General features: G+C 64.2%; 15 protein-coding genes. 10 read left to right on the top strand and 5 right to left on the bottom strand.

The genetic code is table 11. The features are described from left to right. Positions 1-9: 9 nt before the first annotated feature. The 3 genes from tolQ to E2H86_RS00295 all read right to left on the bottom strand — a co-directional run bounded on the left by tolQ (position 10) and on the right by E2H86_RS00295 (position 5,198). Positions 10-720, bottom strand: a complete 711-nt coding sequence (tolQ, locus tag E2H86_RS00305; RefSeq protein WP_133323895.1) for a protein TolQ — start codon at positions 718-720, stop codon at positions 10-12. Positions 721-804: 84 nt separating this feature from the next. Next, positions 805-2,691, bottom strand: coding sequence for a phytase (locus E2H86_RS00300; protein ID WP_439958275.1), 1,887 nt, complete (start codon positions 2,689-2,691; stop codon positions 805-807). A 35-nt stretch (positions 2,692-2,726) separates the two neighbouring features. Further along, entirely contained in the window at positions 2,727-5,198 is a 2,472-nt protein-coding gene (locus E2H86_RS00295; protein WP_133324378.1) for a TonB-dependent receptor, read from the bottom strand. A 396-nt stretch (positions 5,199-5,594) separates the two neighbouring features. Here E2H86_RS00295 and E2H86_RS00290 point away from each other — a divergent pair, with 396 nt between their 5' ends. The 8 genes from E2H86_RS00290 (at position 5,595) to E2H86_RS00255 (ending at position 14,611) form a co-directional block, all read left to right on the top strand. Then, complete coding sequence (locus E2H86_RS00290; RefSeq protein WP_133323893.1) at positions 5,595-6,998, top strand: purple acid phosphatase family protein; 1,404 nt, start codon at positions 5,595-5,597, stop codon at positions 6,996-6,998. 110 nt (positions 6,999-7,108) lie between these two features. Continuing rightward, positions 7,109-8,029, top strand: a complete 921-nt coding sequence (locus tag E2H86_RS00285) for a GGDEF domain-containing protein (RefSeq protein WP_133323892.1) — start codon at positions 7,109-7,111, stop codon at positions 8,027-8,029. Beyond that, entirely contained in the window at positions 8,026-9,045 is a 1,020-nt protein-coding gene (locus E2H86_RS00280; protein ID WP_133323891.1) for an AraC family transcriptional regulator ligand-binding domain-containing protein, read from the top strand. The genes E2H86_RS00285 and E2H86_RS00280 overlap by 4 nt, the downstream gene beginning before the upstream one ends. Positions 9,046-9,239: 194 nt before the next feature. Continuing rightward, a complete protein-coding gene (locus E2H86_RS00275; protein ID WP_133323890.1) occupies positions 9,240-10,151 on the top strand; it encodes a LysR family transcriptional regulator in 912 nt (303 codons plus the stop codon). Between the two features lie 106 nt (positions 10,152-10,257). After that, positions 10,258-11,451, top strand: coding sequence for a CaiB/BaiF CoA transferase family protein (locus tag E2H86_RS00270; RefSeq protein WP_133323889.1), 1,194 nt, complete (start codon positions 10,258-10,260; stop codon positions 11,449-11,451). Beyond that, complete coding sequence (locus tag E2H86_RS00265) at positions 11,448-12,386, top strand: hydroxymethylglutaryl-CoA lyase (protein ID WP_133323888.1); 939 nt, start codon at positions 11,448-11,450, stop codon at positions 12,384-12,386. The genes E2H86_RS00270 and E2H86_RS00265 overlap by 4 nt, the downstream gene beginning before the upstream one ends. 87 nt (positions 12,387-12,473) lie before the next feature. Further along, the gene (locus E2H86_RS00260) at positions 12,474-13,805 is read left to right on the top strand and encodes an MFS transporter (RefSeq protein WP_133323887.1); all 1,332 of its coding nucleotides are present in this window, start codon (positions 12,474-12,476) and stop codon (positions 13,803-13,805) included. Between the two features lie 173 nt (positions 13,806-13,978). Beyond that, positions 13,979-14,611 (top strand): hypothetical protein, encoded by a 633-nt coding sequence (locus E2H86_RS00255; protein ID WP_133323886.1) that lies wholly within the window; start codon positions 13,979-13,981, stop codon positions 14,609-14,611. A 33-nt stretch (positions 14,612-14,644) separates the two neighbouring features. Here the strand turns inward: E2H86_RS00255 and E2H86_RS00250 are convergent, their stop codons facing one another. Further along, complete coding sequence (locus E2H86_RS00250) at positions 14,645-15,520, bottom strand: AEC family transporter (RefSeq protein ID WP_133323885.1); 876 nt, start codon at positions 15,518-15,520, stop codon at positions 14,645-14,647. A 439-nt stretch (positions 15,521-15,959) separates the two neighbouring features. Here E2H86_RS00250 and E2H86_RS00245 point away from each other — a divergent pair, with 439 nt between their 5' ends. Then, positions 15,960-17,264 carry an MFS transporter gene (locus E2H86_RS00245; protein ID WP_133323884.1) on the top strand — a complete coding sequence of 435 codons (1,305 nt, stop codon included), beginning with the start codon at positions 15,960-15,962 and terminating at the stop codon, positions 17,262-17,264. A gap of 113 nt (positions 17,265-17,377) precedes the next feature. After that, complete coding sequence (locus tag E2H86_RS00240; RefSeq protein WP_133323883.1) at positions 17,378-17,698, top strand: hypothetical protein; 321 nt, start codon at positions 17,378-17,380, stop codon at positions 17,696-17,698. Positions 17,699-17,813: 115 nt separating this feature from the next. Here E2H86_RS00240 and E2H86_RS00235 read toward each other — a convergent pair whose 3' ends face one another. Beyond that, on the bottom strand, positions 17,814-18,746 hold the full coding sequence (locus tag E2H86_RS00235; RefSeq protein WP_133323882.1) for a LysR family transcriptional regulator: 933 nt from the start codon (positions 18,744-18,746) through the stop codon (positions 17,814-17,816). Positions 18,747-18,815 lie beyond the last annotated feature (69 nt).

The following is an 18,815-nucleotide window of genomic DNA, read 5'->3' as shown; positions in this document are numbered from 1 at the left end:
GGGTTCTCCTCAGGCTGCCACGGCCAGTGCCGGGTTGGCACCTTGCAAGCGGCGCTGCAGGCGGCCCTGCAGTTCATTGCCGAATGCGTAATAACGAGTCAGCAGCGCCTGGCTGCGGGCAGTGAGGCGGTTGTAGGCCATCACCGCCGGGATCGCCGCGAACAGTCCGATGGCGGTGGCGATCAGCGCCTCAGCGATGCCGGGGGCGACAGTGGACAGAGTCGCCTGTTGCACCTGGGACAGGCCGAGGAAGGCGTTCATGATCCCCCAAACCGTACCGAACAAGCCGATGTAAGGGCTTACCGAACCCACCGTGGCGAGGAACGGCAGACCTTTCTCCAGGCACTCCTCCTGTTCCGCGATGGCCACCAGCAGGCTGCGCTCGACGCCTTCGAGCACGCTGTCCGGCTGCTGGCCCGGCTGCAATTGCTGGAAACTCTGGTAACCGGCGAGAAACAACCGTTGCAGCCCGGCGTGCGCGGGTATCGGTTGGCTCTTCAGTTCCTGATACAACTGACTGGTCTCAGCGCCGCGGAACTGCCGCAGGAACGCCCGGCAGTGCGCGTCAGCTCGGCGCAACGCCGTACCGCGCTGGACGATCAGGTACCAACTGATCAACGAGGCCAGTACCAGGCACAGCATGACGGCCTGGACCACCAGGCTGGCATCGCTGACCAGGCCCCAGACGGTAGTGTGTTCGAGTGGAGTTGGAGTTTGCATGGGTCGAGTCCTTTTCTATCGTGTCGCCATTGGCTCCATAGTCAATGGCAGCGAGGTTGCGTCTGGATGACAGGCAGGCGACATTCAGTCGAGTTTTAGTGCCCTGGCGATGTCCGCCCACGGTACGTATTTGAAGTTCTGGTTGCCCTCGGGCAGACGCTTGCGGCCGTCCTGCACCACCAGCATGCCCTGGGCCCATGGTCCACCGAGATTGGCCGAGGTCACCTCGAGGCCGTCGGTCTCGGAGGCGCCATCAATGCCACGCACTGCGTCAAGGCCAACCTGGAAGCTACCGCGCAGGCGATACGGCGCCTGGGCCTCGACTACCACGTAGCGATCGTTGCCCTGGCTCGAGAGCACCAGGTAATCCCGTTTGGCGCCGTGATACAGCGCCAGGCCCTCGATATCGTCCTTGACCGGACCGCCTACCGCGATCACCTGCTCCAGTTGCGCCGATGCTTCGGCGCGGGCGTCCAAAGCCCACACCGCGACGTCTTCCTCGGCCACGAACAGGCGCTGCGTGCGGTCGTCGGCCACACAACCTTCGGACTGAGTCCGGGTGCTGAAGGTGCGTACCAGTTCGCCGGCGACCTTGCCGTCGTGGCCATCGAGGCGGTACTGCACGAAACGGCCGTCCTTGTCGTTGGCGATCGCGTGGATCGCGCCCTTGGCCTCCTTGAACAGGCACAGGCCATAGATTTCCTTGAGCGCCGTCTGCACCTGGCCGATGTCGCTGAGCTCACCGCTGGCTGGATCGATGGCGAACAGCTGCAGGGTATTGCGGTCACGGTTGCTGGCCACCGCCAGGTCAACCCGACGCTCGCCGAGCTGGAAGCCACTGCGCACATCGACGTTGTTCAAACGCCCCACGCGCAAGTCCTGTAGCTGCTTGCCTTGCAGGTCGTAGACCAGCAGGCCACCCTTTTTGTCGGTACCCAGCACGCGGCTGCGCGCAGGTTCACTCGGATGAACCCAGATGGCCGGATCGTCGGCGGCATCACCCAGGCTGGGCACGACATCGGTCTGCACCTGGGCACTCAGTTGTACCGGCGACTCGTTCGCTGGCGCGGTTTTGGGCAACCAGCCCAGGCGCGCTTGGTGGCTGCCCTGGTCATCGACCAGCAACAGATCCAGGCCCTGGTCGCCCACGCGGGCGCTCACCTGTTCGGGTTCATCCAATCCAGGCAACGGCAGCGTGCCGGCGCGTTGCCACTGGGCAGCGCTACGCTGGTACAGGTGCAAAGCAGCAGCGGCGGAGTCCAGCAGCAACAAGCCACCGGGCACCACGGCCATACCGGCCGCCGCCTTGGCCAGGCCGCCGAATGGCTCACGCAGGTCCACCGGCTCACGGACCAAGGGCGCCTCGGAACCCGCCTCATAACGCCACAGACCGACGTTCTCTTCGTTGACATAGAGGGCGTGGCTGCTGTCGTCGACCTGGCAGAACGCACTTTGCGGCGGCAGGCTCAGTGCCCGAACCTGGCGCGCCTCAGGCAACGGACGGCCAGCCTGGGCCACCAGCCATTGCTCGCCAATGCCCTCCTCGCCGACCAGGAACAGGAAGTCGTTGCGGGCACTGTCGCGATATAGGCACAGCCCTTCGATGGCGTAGCGGGTTTTCGGCAGGTACAACGGAGCGCCCCACTGGCCGCTGGCGTCGAGCCTGGCCAGCAACGCCTGCTGACGGCGCTTTTCGAGCGTAGCGACCAGCAACCCGCGATCGTCGATGCGGTGGTCGAGTGACTCGAAACGCCCCGCCAGCTCGCTCAGCACCCGCCCCTGGTGGTCCACCAGTTGCAGCGCTTTGGCCGCCACTTGCACGCGTTCGGCCTGTTTCATGAAAGGCAGTGGCGCCAGCCACTGGACCGCGGCGCTATCGTTTTGCGAAGCCTGCAAGGCCAGCTCTGGCGCCGCTTGGGCACCACTCTGCGCCAGGGCCACACACAGCCCCAGCATCGACAAGGTAAACATACGCATGGTCAAGCACTATCCCTGAAGACGATCGATCAGAAGTGGGTAAGGGTCAGGCCGAGCTTGTAGGTCGGGCCGTACTCTTCGTATTGAGCGTTGTAGCGTTGATGGCCGGTGTAGACGTAGTAGGACTCATCTGTGATGTTCTGCGCCTCGAAGGTCACCTGCAGTTCCGGGGTGATGAAATAGCCGGCCTTGAAGTCGACGTGCAGCGAGTCGTCGACGTACTGGTCATGGGCTTTGTCGTCGATGGCGCCGACCTCCAGCAGGTAGCCGGACTTGTAGTTGGCGGCCACTCGCATGTTGAAGCGGTCGTTTTCCCAGCCGACCATGAAGTTGCCGACGGTATCGGATTGGTTCGGCAGGTCGATGTCGCGCTTGCCGCCGGGCCCTTTGAGGGTGGCGTCAGACTTGCTCAAGGTCAGGTTCGCGCCTAACAACACGCCGTTCCAGGGCGCTGGCAGCCAATCGAACTTCTGCGAATAGGCAAGCTCCAGCCCGTACAGCTTGGCGCCGTCGCCGTTCTCGTAGGTCAGTGCCTCGTCGAAATCGACCCACTGCCCGGTGCCGGCGAGGTCGGTGCTGTAGATGAAGTTATCGATGTCCTTGTAGAACAGGAACGCCGAGGCCACGCCGGCACGGCCCATGTAGTGCTCGATGCCGAGGTCGAGGTTCATCGATTCCAGCGGTTTGAGTTCCGGGTTGCCGAAGGAGGCATCGCTCTCGTCGATGACGAAGCCCGGTGCCAGCTGGCCAAAGGTCGGACGCACCACGCTGTTGGTCCAGGCCGCACGGATCGCCGTCGAGGGCGACAGCTGATAACGGGCGTGCACACCTGGCAGCCAGTGGTCGTAGCGGTTGTCGCTGCTGATGTCCTCGTAGACACCGTCACGCAGCCCGGTGCCTTTGGCCGAGAACTCGGTGCCCTCGTAGCGCAGGCCGGCAATCAGCCGCCAGTCACCAATGTCCAGGGTGTTCATCAGGTAGGCGGCATTGATGTCCTCGCTCATGTCGAAGTCATTGATCCGCGACGCCTCCTCGTCGTAGAACGCCGCCTTGTCCAGGCCGGCGATCAAGCTCTTGATCGCACTGGCACTGATGCCGTTGCCGTAATGGTCCAGGGCGTAGTTGACGCTGCCGCTCTGGTAGTCCGCGAGGCTGATGTCGTCGAAATCGTCGTAGACCCAGGTCTCGGTGTCGCTGGTCTTGTCGCGACGGCTGAGCTTGCCGCCGAACTTGACCTGTGAGGCGTTGCCTTGCCATTCATAATCACGGGCCAGGTCCAAGCGGATGTTCTTTTCCTGATCCTTGCCGTCGACTTTTTCCCACTCCACTTCGTCGAGGGTAAAACGTGTCGGGTCGTAGAAGTCGCTGCCGACGCTGAGGCTTGGCTTGCGTGTGCCATCGAAGCCGACATCGGCGAAATCGCCGACGAACTTGGCGCCGGCGATGCCGCCCGGATCGTGCTCGGTGGCCTGGCTGTAGCCGGCCTGGGCGCTGATGGTCCACAGATCGATGATGCGCTCGCCACCGAGTACGTAGGACTGGATTTCCTGAGTGTCCTCGCGGGACTTGAGATCACGCCAGCCCTCAGCTTCGCCCCGCGCGCCGGAGGCCTGTGGGTCAGCGAACTCCAGGCCCATGGCGTTACGTGTCTCGGTATCCTTGAACTTGCTGTAGAGAGTGCGCAGGTAGTAACTGGAGAAGTCGTCTGGCTGATAGTCGAAGTTCAGACCCAGACCGGTGCGCTCGCGGGTGATTTCATAATCGCGGGCCTCGACCTCTTCGAGTCGGGCGCCGTCGTCGAAGTCCCAGTTGCCACCGGTTTCGACGTTGTCCGATCCGAACTTGCGCTTCTGCCAGCTGAACGCCGCGGCCACACCGAAGTTGTCGATGCCGTCACCGAGGCTGAAGCGGTCGCTGACCGCGCCGGAAAACTTCGGGCTGTCGCGGTCGACGTTGGTGTCATGGCTGGCTTCGCCGCTAAGGGTGTAGAACAGCCCGTCATGATCGAAGGCCGACAGGCTCTCGACCTCGATGGTGCCGCCCAGGGAGTTGGCGTCCATGTCCGGCGTCAGGCTCTTGACCACCGATAGCGACTGCACCAACTCAGCCGGCAACACATCCAGGGCCACTGCTCGGCGATCGCCTTCGGGGGCGGGCACCAGTGTGCCGTTGATGGTAACGCTGTTGAGGTCCGGCGCGATGCCGCGCACGCTGACGAAACGCCCTTCACCCTGGTCGCGTTCAACCGACACCCCGGGAATCCGCTGCAGGGCCTCGGCGGCGTTGTCATCGGGCAGTTGGCCAACGGCATCGGCGTGCACCACGCTCTCGATGCTGTCGGAGCGCTTCTGCTCCTGCAGCGCCTTGTCGATGCTGGCGGCCTGGCCGATCACCTCGACCCGCTCCACCACCTCTTCCTGACCCCAGGCGGGGGCGGCGGTGATCGCGACGGTCAGCAGGCTGAACCTGAACCCGGCATTGCGGATGTGACGAAACGGCATTGCCACCTTGAAATCCTCGCTTGCAGTGGCCCGGTGATTCCGGGAATGGCTGCGAAAGCTAGAAATTGTCTGTGGCAGTTACGTGACAGGCTCTGCTCCGCAGGCTCTGAAACGCTCGTTTTCAGACTATTTCGGGGTGAATCTGAGCTGATATGACCTACCCATGCGTTCGTGTAGGAGCGGGTTTACCCGCGAACACCGGCACCGCCGGTGCCATCCACGCGGTTGTTCTTCGCGGGTTTACCCGCTCCTGCAAGAGACGGTTTCGCCCGATAAATCGCGATTTTTCTGATAGTCATCTGAGCTAAATCGACCCCCTGCCGCGTCACCGAACCGTCATCTGGCTTTGTTTCCTTTGCGCCCCAACACGCCTTACGGGCCTAACGAGGAAACCCCATGCATCGCCCCCTGCTGTTCGCCACCCTGCTGTGCGTCGCCCTGCCCTTGGCCGCCGCGCAGCCCGAAGCCCAGCCGCTGCCGCGCTCGGCCGGTCTGCCCTACGCGGCCAAAGGCCTGGCCGACCGTATCGTGCTCACGCCTGGGCAGAACGCCGCCACCCAGATGGCCGTCAGCTACCGCACCGACCTGGCCCAGGCAGACGCCGTACTGGAACTGGGCCCAGCTCTTGCCGGCCCCTCGCTGGCAGCCAAGGCCACGCAGGTCGAAGGTATCACCCAGCGCCTGGACAGCGATAATGGCCCGGCCAACTACCATCAGGTGCGCCTGGACCATCTGCGGTCCGACACCGCCTATGTATACCGGGTCAAAGGCAGTGCCGGATGGAGCGAATGGCATCAATTCCGCACCGCCAAGGCGACCTTCGCGCCGTTCACTTTCGTCTACCTCGGCGACACCCAGAACGACATCCTCGCCATCGCCTCGCGCACCATCCGCCAAGCCCTGCGCAGCGTCGCCCATCCAGCCCTGGTGGTGCACGCCGGCGACCTGGTGGCCTCACGCGACGACCTGGCCCATGACGACGAATGGGGCGAATGGAACCAGGCCGGCGGCTGGTCCTATGCAGCTGTCCCGCAGTTGCCGGCGTTCGGCAACCACGAATACCTCGAGGCGCGTAATCCGGATGGCAGCGAAAGCCGCACCCTCAGCCCCCATGTACCGGCGCAGTTCGCCTTGCCACGCAACGGCGCAGCTGGCGTCCAGGCCACCAGCTACTTCAGCGACTACCAGAACGTGCGCTTCGTGGTCCTCGACGGCACCTCAGCCCTGGACCTGGGCACCTTGGAAGCACAAACACGCTGGTTGGAAGACACGCTGGCCAACAGCAAGGCACGCTGGAACATCGTGGTGATGCACCAGCCGGTCTACACCTGCGCCCGACCGGACGACACCGAGGTACTCAAGACGGCCTGGCAACCCCTGCTCGAGCGCTACAAGGTCGATCTGGTGCTGCAAGGTCATGATCACTGTTACAGCCGCCTGACCCATGCCCAGGGCCGCGTTGCTACCCAGGCAGCGCAACGCAACAAACGCCCCATCGGGCCGGTATACATGGTTTCGGTCACCGGCTCGAAGATGTATGGCCTGAACGACCGCGCCCACACCCAGCCCGATCGTATTGCCGAGGATACCCAGCTGTACCAGACCGTCGAGGTCGAGCAGAACCGCCTGCGCGTACGCGCCTACTCGGCGGACGACCAGCTCTACGATGCGTTCGACATCCAGCGCGACGCCAAGGGCCGTAAATTCCTGCAAGCGCCCAGACTAGCGCTGGCGCAAGAACGCTTCTGTCGCGAAAACACAGGGCCGGACGGGCTGCCCTGCACTACACGGGGCAAGTGAGCGTCATCGGATTGAGATAAACCCCAGGCATGCTGCGCAAGCCCCTGGCGCTTGCGCAGGCATCCATGCCAGGGCCGCACTCGACTACAACAATGAAGGATCACCCGCACATGCGCCTTCCCCCGCTTCTGAAACAGCATGGGCTGACCCTGGCCTGTTTGGTCCTGGCAGCCAACTGCGGCCTGCTCATCTACCTGGCCGCCGGCACCGTCAAACCCTGGGCCGAGATCAACTGGATGGACGTCGCCGGCGAAGGAGGCACCTGCCTGATCCTCTGCGGTTGGCTGGTGATGCTGCTGCGCGGACGCCCTGCCGGGCGAGTCACCCGCTTGCTGTCCCTGGGATTGTGCTGCATCGCCTTCTCGGTGTGGATGGACACCCTCGACGAATTCATCCGCCTAGCCCCCGAGGCGATCTGGGATAACTGGCTGGAAACCGCACCGATGCCGATCGGCATGCTGCTGATGACCCTCGGCATGTATCACCTGCAACAGGAGCAGCGCGCCATCACCGAACAGATGCGCAAGCGCGAGCAACTGTTTCGCGAACATCGCCTGTTCGACAAGCTGACCCCGCTGGCTGGCGCCCAATATCTGCGCCAACACCTGCAGCAGGCGCTGGTCCAGGCTGCCGACGAGCAGCAACCGCTGTCGCTGGTGGCCATCGACCTCGACAGTTTCAACCTGATCAACCAGCGCTACGGCCAGGACGAGGGCGACCAGGTACTTCAGGTGGTCGCCCAATTGCTGGTGCTGAACCTGCGTCAGCAGGACATGCTCTGCCGTCTGGCGGGTGATCGCTTCGTCGCCGTGCTACCCAACACCGGCGAGCGCCAGGCCCAGGCAATGGGCGACGCCCTGCGCCTGAGCGTCGCCCACCTTGCCCACCATACCCGGCGTCATGGCGAGCGCCTGCAACTCAGCGCAACGGTGGCCAGCGTGATGGCTCTGGACGAAGACCCGGCGCAGCTGCTCAAGCGCCTCAACCTGGCACTGAGCCGCGCCAAACCACGCCAGGTACGCAGCGCATGAACGGCTACGAAGGCGACAACCGATTCATCGCCGCCCACCACCTGCCGGCGGTACTCATCGACCTGGCCCGCTCGCGGGGTATCGACACCCATCACTTGCTGCGCGGTTGCGGGCTGTTTTACGACGACATCATCACCGGCAACGCACTGATCAGTGCGCAGCAGTTCTTGCGCCTGATCGGCAACGCCCAGCGTCTGCTGGATGCTGCCGACAGCAGCTTTCTCTACGGTCAGCGCCTGTGGCCTGGGCACTATGGCCCGGCCAGCCTGTTGCTGGAGCAGGCCGACCACTTGCTCCAGGCACTGGAGCGCATCGGTCAGTATCGGGCGCTGCTATCGCCTCTTGTGACCCCGGTGTTGCACCTGGACGAGCGCTACCTGCATCTGCACTGGCGGGAAAGCTGCGCAGTGGACGAGCACCGAGTGTTCCTGCTCGAAGCCAGCATGACCGCGGTGGTGGCCCTCGCCCGCCGCCAACAGCAGGCGCAGTTGCCCTGGCGCTTCCAGTTCGCCCATGCCGAACCTGCGTACGTGGAGCAGTACTGGGTACACCTGGGCGACGCACTGAGCTTTGGCTGCCCGTCGACGGTCATGAGCCTGCCCCGTGAGTGCCTGCTGCAACCCTGGCCCGAAGCCGGCTCGACGGCCCAGCAGGTGGCTCGCCAGGCATGCGAGGCGCAACTGGCAGCCTGGGGCTGGCACGCCAGCTTTCTGGACGGCCTGTACGAACACCTGCTCGGACTGATCCGCCAGCCATTGAACCTGGAGCGCGTGGCCGCGGCGTTCGGCAACAGCCCGGCGTCGTTCAAACGCCGCCTGGCCAAGCATGGCACGCATTTTCAGGAGCAACTGGATCTGGTGCGACGAGACTTGGCGCTGTACCTGTACCAGATCAAGGGTTACGGCAATGACGAGGTCGCCCAGTACTTGGGCTTCAACGACAACACCAACTTTCGTCGCTCATTCAAACGCTGGACCGGCCGGGTTCCCAGCGAGCTTGGCCTGTTGAGCAACTGACCCATTAAGGCCTGTGCGGCAGCGATCAGGTAGGCAGCCACGCGGCGCTCCGCTACAGTGTGCTGCATGGACACAGACAATGCCGCGAACATGGCCGTACCGCAACAGCCCACGCTCACCGCTGGCAGACCAACTGCTAATGATGCCCAACAGCGCCCCTGCGCTACCGAGCGCCTAACCGTGCAAGCCAAGCCATGCAGTTGAACAACCTGATCCGCCGCCTCGACCTGGTCACCCTGCAACTGTTCGTGGCGATCCACGAAGAAGGCAGCCTGACCCGCGCCGCCACGCGCGAGGCGATCGCCCTGTCGGCGGCGAGCAAACGGCTGAACGAGCTCGAGAGCGCCCTGGGTACGCCGCTGTTCGCCCGCCAGGCACGCGGCATGCAGTTGACGCCGGCAGGTGAGACGCTGCTGCACCATGCTCGGCGCATGCTGTTCAACCTGGAGAAAATCGGCCTGGAGCTGGGCGAGCATTTACAAGGCGTGCGCGGTTACGTGCGCATGCTGGCCAATCTCTCGGCGATCATCCAGTTCCTGCCAGAAGATCTCGCTGAGTTTTCCGCACGCCACGAGCGGATCAAGGTGGAGCTCGAGGAACGCCCGAGCAATGGCGTGGTCCAGGGCTTGCTCGACGGCGTCGCCGACCTTGGCATCTGCTCCAGCGACTGCGATACCCGGGGCCTGCACACGGTGCGCTACAAGCGCGACCAGCTGGTGCTGGTCGTGCAAGCGGGCCATCCATTGGCCGTTGCCCGACAAGTGGCCTTCAGCGACACCCTGGACAACGATTTCGTCGGCCTGCACGCCGCCAGTTCGATCAACATGCGCAGCGTCGAGGCGGCCCGTCGGGCCGGCAAGGTGTTGCGCCTGCGCATCCACGTGCCGAGCTTCGACGCCGTGTGCCGCATGGTCCAGGCCGACATGGGTGTGGGCATTCTGCCGCGCAAGGCGTTCGAGCTGTTCGGCGCGGCGCTGGGGCTGAGCGCGGTGACCCTGGAGGATGAATGGGCCGAGCGTGAACTGCTGTTGGTGGCCCGTGAACGCGAGGCGCTGTCACCGGTGAGCCGGTTGCTGTTCGAACACCTGAGCGGCAACCCCTGCTGAGGACCCTTCGCGTTTGGCGAAGGGTTGTTGCCAACACGGAAGTGGTGCCGCGTGCACAGGCTGCTTACGCTCTGCCTCAAAGTCCAAGAACAAAGAGGTCTGCAGCATGCCTGCCCCGCTCGAAGGCATCAGGGTCCTGGAAATCGGCACCCTGATCGCCGCCCCCTTCGCCGCTCGCCTGCTCGGTGAGTTCGGCGCCGAAGTGATCAAGATCGAAGCCCTGGGTCAGGGTGATCCTCTTCGCAAGTGGCGAAAGCTGCACGAAGGCACCTCGCTCTGGTGGTATCTGCAATCGCGCAACAAGAAGTCCCTGGCACTCGACCTCAAGGCCGGCGAAGGCCTCGAGATCGTCAAGCGCCTGCTCGGCGAAACCGATGTGTTGATCGAAAACCTGCGCCCAGGCGCCCTGGAAAAGCTCGGTTTAGGCTGGGACGTGCTGCACGCACTCAATCCCAAGCTGACCCTGGTGCGTATCTCCGGCTATGGCCAGAGCGGTCCGTACCGTGACCGGCCGGGTTTCGGCGCGATCGGCGAAGCCATGGGCGGCATCCGCTACACCACGGGTGAGCAAGGTTCGGCACCGGCCCGCGCCGGGGTCAGCCTGGGCGACTCGCTGGCCTCGCTGCACGCGGTGATGGGCGCCCTCCTGTCGCTGTTCAACGTGCGCGCCAACGACGGCGTCGGCCAGGTGGTGGATGTGTCGCTGGTCGAAAGCGTGTTCAACCTCATGGAAAGCCTGGTGCCGGAGTACGATCTGCTCGGTCACGTCCGCGAACGCAGTGGTGGCTCGCTGCCGGGTATCGCCCCGTCCAACACCTACCGCACCGCCGATGGCGCCTTCGTGGTCATCGCCGGCAACAGCGACCCGATTTTCCGCCGCCTGATGCAGGTCATCGGCCGTCCGGACCTGGGCGAGGCGCCGCAATTCGCTCACAACGATGGCCGCGCCGCCCAGGCTGCGCTGCTTGACGAGGCTATCGAGGCCTGGACGCGTCGCCATGACATCGAACAGGTGCTGACCGCGCTTGAGGCCGCAGAGGTGCCCGCCGGGCGCATCTACTCGGTGGCCGATATCGTCAACGACCCGCATTACAACGCCCGCGACATGTTGCTCGACAGCCGTTTGCCGGACGGCACGCCGGTGCGCATGCCGGGCATCGTCCCCAAACTTTCGGCGACCCCAGGACGAGTCGACTGGCAGGGCCCGGCGTTGGGCGAGCATACCGATGCGCTGCTCGGCGGCCTCGGCATGGATACCGCTCAGATTGCCCAACTGCGAGCCCAGGGGGTGGTGCAATGATTCCGACCCATCCAGATCGCATGCTGATCCAAGAGGTGGCCCCGCGTGACGGCCTACAGATCGAGCCCACCTGGGTCCCCAGCGAAGACAAGATCACGTTGATCGATGGCCTCTCACAACTGGGCTTCAGTCGTATCGAGGCGGGCTCGTTCGTGTCGCCCAAGGCGATTCCGGCGCTGCGCGATGGCGACCAGGTATTCCGTGGTATCCAGCGTGCGCCCGGCGTGGTCTACGTAGCCCTGATTCCCAACCTGAAGGGCGCCGAGCGGGCGCTGGCAGCGGGTGCCGACGAGTTGAACCTGGTGCTGTCGGCCAGCCAGTCGCACAACCTGGCGAACATGCGCATGCGCCGGGAGCAATCCCTGGCCGGCTTCGGCGATATCGTCCAGGCCGTGCAAGGCCGGGATGTGAGCCTCAACGCGACGGTGGCCACGGCCTTCGGCTGCCCATTCGAGGGTCGGATCGACGAGGATCAGGTCATGCGCCTGGTCGATGCCTACCTAGCGCTGGGCGTGCAGGGCGTGACCCTGGCCGACACCACTGGCATGGCCAACCCGCGTCAGGTCGAACGTCTGGTGCGGCGCAGCCTGGAGCGACTGCCGGCGGCGATGCTCACCCTGCACTTCCACAACACCCGCGGCCTTGGCCTGTGCAATGTGCTGACCGCCTTCGAAGCCGGAGCCAGGCGTTTCGACGCTGCGCTCGGCGGACTCGGCGGCTGCCCTTTCGCACCCGGCGCCTCGGGCAACATCTGCACCGAAGACCTGGTCAACCTGTGCATGGAAACCGGCATCCCGACCGGTATCGACCTCGACGGCCTACTGGCCTTGTCCCGCGGTCTGCCCGCTTTGCTCGGCCATGAAGTACCTGGCCAGTTGGCCAAGGCCGGACGCAACTGCGACCTGCACCCGCTGCCGGCTGACCTGCCAGCCTGATTCACCGCTGTAGATCGGGGGCTTGCCCCCACCAGAAAACAAGAACAACAGGGCTGCCCTCAGGTGGCCCAACTGGAGAAACTACCCATGAGTCTTACTGCTCTGCAGTCGGCCGCCGAAGGCGTGGCCGATACTGAAAAAGCGTTGATCCGCAAGGTAGCCTGGCGCCTGATGCCGCTGATCATGGTCTGCTACCTGTTCGCCTTCTTCGATCGCATCAACATCAGCTTCGCCAAGTTCCAGCTGCAGACCGACTTGGGCTTCAGCGACACTGCCTATGGCCTTGGCGCCAGCCTGTTCGTGGTGGGCTACGTGCTGTTCGAGGTTCCCAGCAACCTGATGCTTTACAAAGTCGGCGCACGCCGCTGGATCGCCCGCATCATGATCTCCTGGGGGCTGGCGACAGCGGCCATGGTGTTCGTCACCACCGAATGGCAGTTCTATGCCCTGCGCTTCGTCATCGGTGCGATGGAGGCTGGTTTTGCGCCTGGCGTGCTGTACTACCTGACCCTATGGTTCCCGCGCCATTATCGCGGCCGTATCACCTCGTTGCTGTTCCTCGCCTCGGCATTCGCCGGGCTGTTCGGGGCACCGATCTCCGGCCTGGTACTGGGCCATCTCGATGGTGCCTTGCAGATTCGCGGCTGGCACTGGCTGTTTCTGCTCGGCGGCATCCCCTGCGTAGCCCTGGGTCTGCTGGTGCTGACGCTGCTCAAAGACCGCATCGAGGATGCCGGCTGGCTCGATGCCGGTGAAAAACGCCTATTGCTGTCGCGAATCGACCCACCCCAGGCCGGGCATGGCCAGGGCTCGCTGCTGCAGGCCATTCGCATTCCCGGTTTCCTGACCTTGGGGCTGATCTACTTCCTGATCCAGATAGCGTCCTACGGCCTGAACTTCTGGGCACCCCAATTGATTCGCAGTGCCGGTACCGAGAATCCAACGGTGATCGGCCTGCTCACCGCTGTGCCATACATCTGCGGGGCTATCGCCATGGTGGTGTGCGGACGGCTGTCCGATGCTACGGGCGAGCGGCGCTGGTTCACCGCTGGCCTGGTCGGCTTGGGTGCGGTGGGCTTCCTGTGCGCGGGCCTGTTCGATGACAACACGCCGTTGCTGCTGGTTTCCCTGGGCCTGCTGGGTGCGGGGGTGGTCGCATCGATCCCGAGCTTCTGGGCATTGCCACCGAAACTGTTGGCCGGCGCCGGTGCCGGAGCCGCAGGCGGAATCGCGTTGATCAACACCATGGGGCAATTGGGCGGCATCGTCAGCCCGGTGCTGGTGGGACGTATTCGTGACCTGACCGGCACGACCACGCCAGCGCTGTATCTGATTGCCGGAGCCTGCGTGGCGACGGTGCTGCTGCTGTTGTTCGCCCTGCCGGAGAAGCTGCGCAGCCGAGATGTGCCGACTCCTTAGCGGTCCCGGCATCTGCATGGCACCGGCCTTGCCGGTGTTCGCAGCGGTTCGCCACTCCGACGAGCCCGCTCCTTGTATCCTGAGATGCCGTCCTGCCACGATTGCGCCGCTCTAGTACGTGGGGTCTAATTCGGCCCACCGCAATACTTTCGGCAATCCAAGGACGCTTCATCATGTACAGGAAGATCGTACCCCTGGCGCTGCTATCGGCGCTGGCCGGCTGCTCCGGCAACGAGCAGCCGAACAAGGCCACATTCCAAGCAGCCGCCCAGGCCTACCTCGATACGCAATATCCCCACTGCTTCGTGATCAGCGCGTTTCCCACCCAGACCAAGGACTTCGACATCCACGGCACCAACCAGGCCCTGCATGCGCTGGCCAAGGTGGGCGTGGTCAGTGAACAGGAGATTTCCCGCACGGAGGTGCCGGCGCGCCTGTGGCAACCTGCTCGTACCGATATCTACTACGCCTACGACCTGACCGAGGAAGGCCGCAAGTACTACAAGGCCAATGTCGGCCGGCAACGCGATGGCAAAGCCGTCGGCGGGCTGTGCTTCGGCAAGGCGCAGGTCACGGATGTCAAACGCTTCAGCGAACCTACGCGCAGCAACGGCAAACAGACTTCACAAGTGACCTATGCCTACAAGGTCATTGGGCTGCCACAGTGGGCAAAGCAGCAAAGCGTTCGCAACGGCATCGCCGACCTGGACAAGGCGGTGGCCAGCGCAGAGCGACCGCTCCAGGCCACCGATGCCATGGTCCTGACCGACGCTGGCTGGAAACATGAGCGTCTGGTCACGCCCTGACCGTCCGCACGGCTGCCACTGGAGCCAGAACCTTCACAGGGTCCACGAAAGCACCAGCGGCAGCCAGGCGAAGGACAGCACCGTCGAACACATCACCAGGTTCGCCACCTGCTCGGGTTCACGGTTGGCGCGCACCGCCATGAGGTAGTTGAACACCGCCACCGGCATCGACGACTGCACCATCAACACCGCCCGTTCCAACTCCCCCATGCCCAGCATCTGGCCGATTGCCCAGCCCACCGCCGCCCCCAGCACGATGCGCAGACCGCCCAGCAGCAGGCCACTACCGACATGACGCAAGCGCAGGCTGGCCAGCGACACGCCAAGGGTCAGCAACATCAGCGGAATACTCATGCCACCGAGCAGGTCCACGGTATTGGCCAGCCAGCGTGGCAGTTCGACGCCCCAGAAGATGATCGGCATGGCCCCTGCCAGACTGATGACGATAGGGTTGCGCAACAACGCCTTGAACGAGGCGGCAGTGCCGGAAATGGCCAGACCCAGGGTGAACTGGAACACCGACAATGTCAGGAAGAACGCCACCGCCAGTGCCAGGCCGTGCTCACCGAAGGCATAGAGACTGATCGGCAGGCCCATGTTGCCGGTGTTGGGAAACATGAATGCCGGCATCAGTACCCGCCATTGGTAACCGCCCACCCGACACACCAGCCAACCTGCCAGGGCCATGCCGGCCAGGCACAGGCTGCAGGCCGCGGCCATGCCGAGAAAGGCATCGGCCTGCAATTCGGTACGGCTCAATGTCGACAGCACCAGCGACGGCGTGCCGACGGTCATGACCATGCGTGCGACGAACTCGGTGGGGTAATCGAACCCTTTTCGGGCCCACAGATAGCCAATGCCGGCGACGATGAAGACGGGTGCCAGAATGGCCGACAGCGATGCCAGCATGAAGCGTGTCCTTCCTGGAAATGCGACAGTATGCCGCAGACCGGCGCTGACTGGCAGGCCTTCGTGCTGGCAGCCGGCATCTCGCTGCCCGGCGCGGCCACCGAGCCACGGCAATGGCAGGTGCGGCGTCTCGTCGCAGGTGTCAGCCCCTTGGGCAAATCGTTCGCAGGGCTTAGAATCGCGCCTCCTTTTCGGCCGTCGCCTTGAACGGTGGCAACCGGCAGCAACGACAAAGTCCGTGCCTGAACACATGCCCGCCCATGTGCAATAGGCTCAACCGACCCCGCCCGACCTACTTCCTGACAGGTTTAGCGGTTGAGTCTTGCCCAGGTCGCATCCAGCTTAGGCACACCCGTGCAGCCCACCGGCCCGTCATGGCCCGGTGCGCCGTGCGTGTTCGAAGAGGCGCTCATCCCGTCTTCATCCATTCGAGGTAACTATGTCTCCGCGTTTGCTGGCCATGGCGCTGGCACCCCTGCTCGGGCTTTTCATCATCGCCTTGGGCAATGGCTTCATGTCTTCCCTGACGACTCTGCGCCTGGGCGCTGCCGGCGAATCGGCAACCATGATCGGTATCGTCTCGTCGGCCTATTTCATTGGCCTGACCCTGGGCGCCGTATTCAACGACCGGCTGATCCTGCGAATCGGCCACATCCGCGCCTACAGCAGTTTCGCCTCACTGATCGCCGCGACCATCCTGGCCCAAGGCCTGTTCTACGACACCACCTGGTGGATCGCCCTGCGCCTGATCAACGGCTGGGCCACGGTGGGGGTGTTCCTGGTGATCGAGAGTTGGTTGCTGCTGGCCGGTGACGCGAAGATCCGTGGCCGCCTGCTGGCGCTGTACATGATCGCCTTCTATGGAGCCGGAGTGATCGCCCAGGCCACCTTGGGCGAGATCACCGGTTGGGGCGAGACCGCGCCATTCATGGTCGCCGGCATGCTCGCGGCACTGTCGGTGATGCCCATCGTGATCCTGCCACAAGTCTCGCCGTTGCTGGAGCAGGTCGAACCCCTCAAGCCCCGCCAACTGCTGGGCGTCGCGCCGACCGGGCTGGTCGGTTGCTTCGGCTCGGGCGCGGCCATTGCCGGGATCTACGCGCTGCTGCCGTTGTACCTGCAACGGATCGGCATGGACGTGGGTGAGATCGGCAACATGATGGCCTGGGTGATCCTCGGCGCGATGCTGCTGCAATACCCGGTCGGTCGCTGGTCCGACCGCAAGGACCGCCAGGACGTCCTGATCGCACTGGCAGCACTGTGCACCGTGCTGTCGGTGATCGTCGTGCTGCTGCCGGCGAATTCGATGCTACTGCCGGTCTTGCTGTTCCTGCTCGGGGGCGGGGTGTTCGCGCTGTACCCGGTCGCGGTCAGCAGTGCAGCCGACCGTGCGCCTTCCGATGCCCTGGTGCCGATGATCCAGGGCTTGCTGCTGATCAACTCGCTGGGCTCGGCGCTGGCTCCACTGGCGATTTCGCCGATGATGACATCGTTCGGCGAGGTCGGACTGTTCTGGGCCTTCACCGTGATCAATGGAGCGATGTTCGGCTTCTTCCTGTGGCGTCGCGGCAAGCGGCCCAAGGCCGAACACCCGGCGCCGTTCGCCGCCACCGCGACATTCTCGCCCACCGGTGCCGAACTGCGGGTGACCGAAGACCTGATGCACGCCGCCCAGGAACATCCGCCGCTCGAGGCGGCGGAGCAAAGCCCGCCGCAAACGGCAGCGCATGCCGAGCATTCTTGACTGCACCAGGGCCGCCATCGCGGCCCTGTTCACGACCGCCTGTCGGCCGGACAGCACTGCGCCATGATTGCAACGCCCAACGAATGACACATCGTTCGCACAGGAGATCGACCATGATGCGCATTCGTCCGCTTTCGCTCAGCCTTGCCCTGGCACTCGGCCTGGCCTCGGCAGCCAGTTTCGCCGCCAGCGAGGGCAGCACCTATAACCGGCCCTCTGCCACCCAACCGGCCGACCCGACGCCTGGCAAGACGGCAGGTGAAGGGAGCAGTGTGAATACCCCAGGCGGAACCGGCGACAACGACAGCGCCGACACCGGCAGCAATTCCGATGCCGCCGACGGCGCTGCCGGCGGCTCCAACAACACCGGCGAAGGCACAGGTTCCGGTGCCGGTGCCTCGGGCGGTACGGCCGAGGATCAGGACAGCCGCTGAGGGCAGCTGTTTCGCTCGGTGCACTTGGGATCGAGGGTAGTGCGTAAATTGCGCGCCGCGCCGGCGGCGCGCGATATCGGCGCCGCCGATGAATCAGCTAGCCGCCCTTCCCCAGTCACCGCCAATAACGCTGGTCGTCCACCACCCGCTCATGGCTCTGGAACAGCGCCGGTAACTCTTCCTTGAGGTAATCGATCCAGGTCCGCACCTTGGCGTCGAGGTAATGTCGCGACGGGTAGATCGCATACAGCATGCTCTCGCGCAGCCTGTACGGCGCCAGCAGACGGCGCAGGCGGCCCTGCTCGATGGCTTCGCTTGCCGTATAGAAGGGCAACAGACCGATCCCCATCCCCAACTCACTGGCCACCAGCATGGCATCGGCCACATTGGTCAGGAAGCTGTCCCGCGGGGCGATCACGAATTGATCGACCCCCTGTGGGAACACCCAGTCCCTTTCATACATCGGATAGGCCATACGCAGGCAGCGATGGTCGTGCAGGTCTTCGGGACGCTCCGGTACGCCATGGGCGTCGAGGTAGCTGGGCGCCGCGCAGGGAATGCTGAAGATGTTGCCCAACGGCACTGCGATCAGTTGTGAATCGGGCAGCGCCTCGTCGACCGTGATCACCACATCGTGCCCCTCGGCCAGCGGGTCGGGATTGCGCTGTGACAGCGTAAGCTCGATCACCACCTCCGGGCACAAGGCGTTGTAGCCAGCCACCAGGGGCATCAGCAACATGCCCATGCCATGCGGGCAGTGCAGGCGCAGGCGCCCGCGCGGCGTGAGGTGCGCACCACGGGCCTCGTCCATGGCTTCGTCGGTCAGCAGCAAGATCTGCCGTGCCCGTTCGAGAAACCGCTCGCCCGCCTCGCTCATGCGCAAACGCCGGGTGGTGCGATGCAGCAAGCGCGTCTGTAGCTGGTTCTCCAGCTCCGCGATGATCCGTGAGACTTGCGCAGCGGAAATGTCCAGGGCATTGGCAGCAGCCGCAAAACTGCCGCACTCGATGACCCGGGTGAAGGTACGCATGGCGTGCAACATGTCCATCCGCGTGGCATCCTCGCTATATTCTTACGCCGAAGGCAGGAATCTATCACGGTATAGCCCATTTGTTGT

This window comes from Pseudomonas putida (assembly GCF_004357765.1).
In the GTDB taxonomy this organism is placed as follows: Bacteria; Pseudomonadota; Gammaproteobacteria; order Pseudomonadales; family Pseudomonadaceae; genus Aquipseudomonas; species Aquipseudomonas putida_U.
This window is presented reverse-complemented; position numbering and strand designations above follow the sequence as displayed.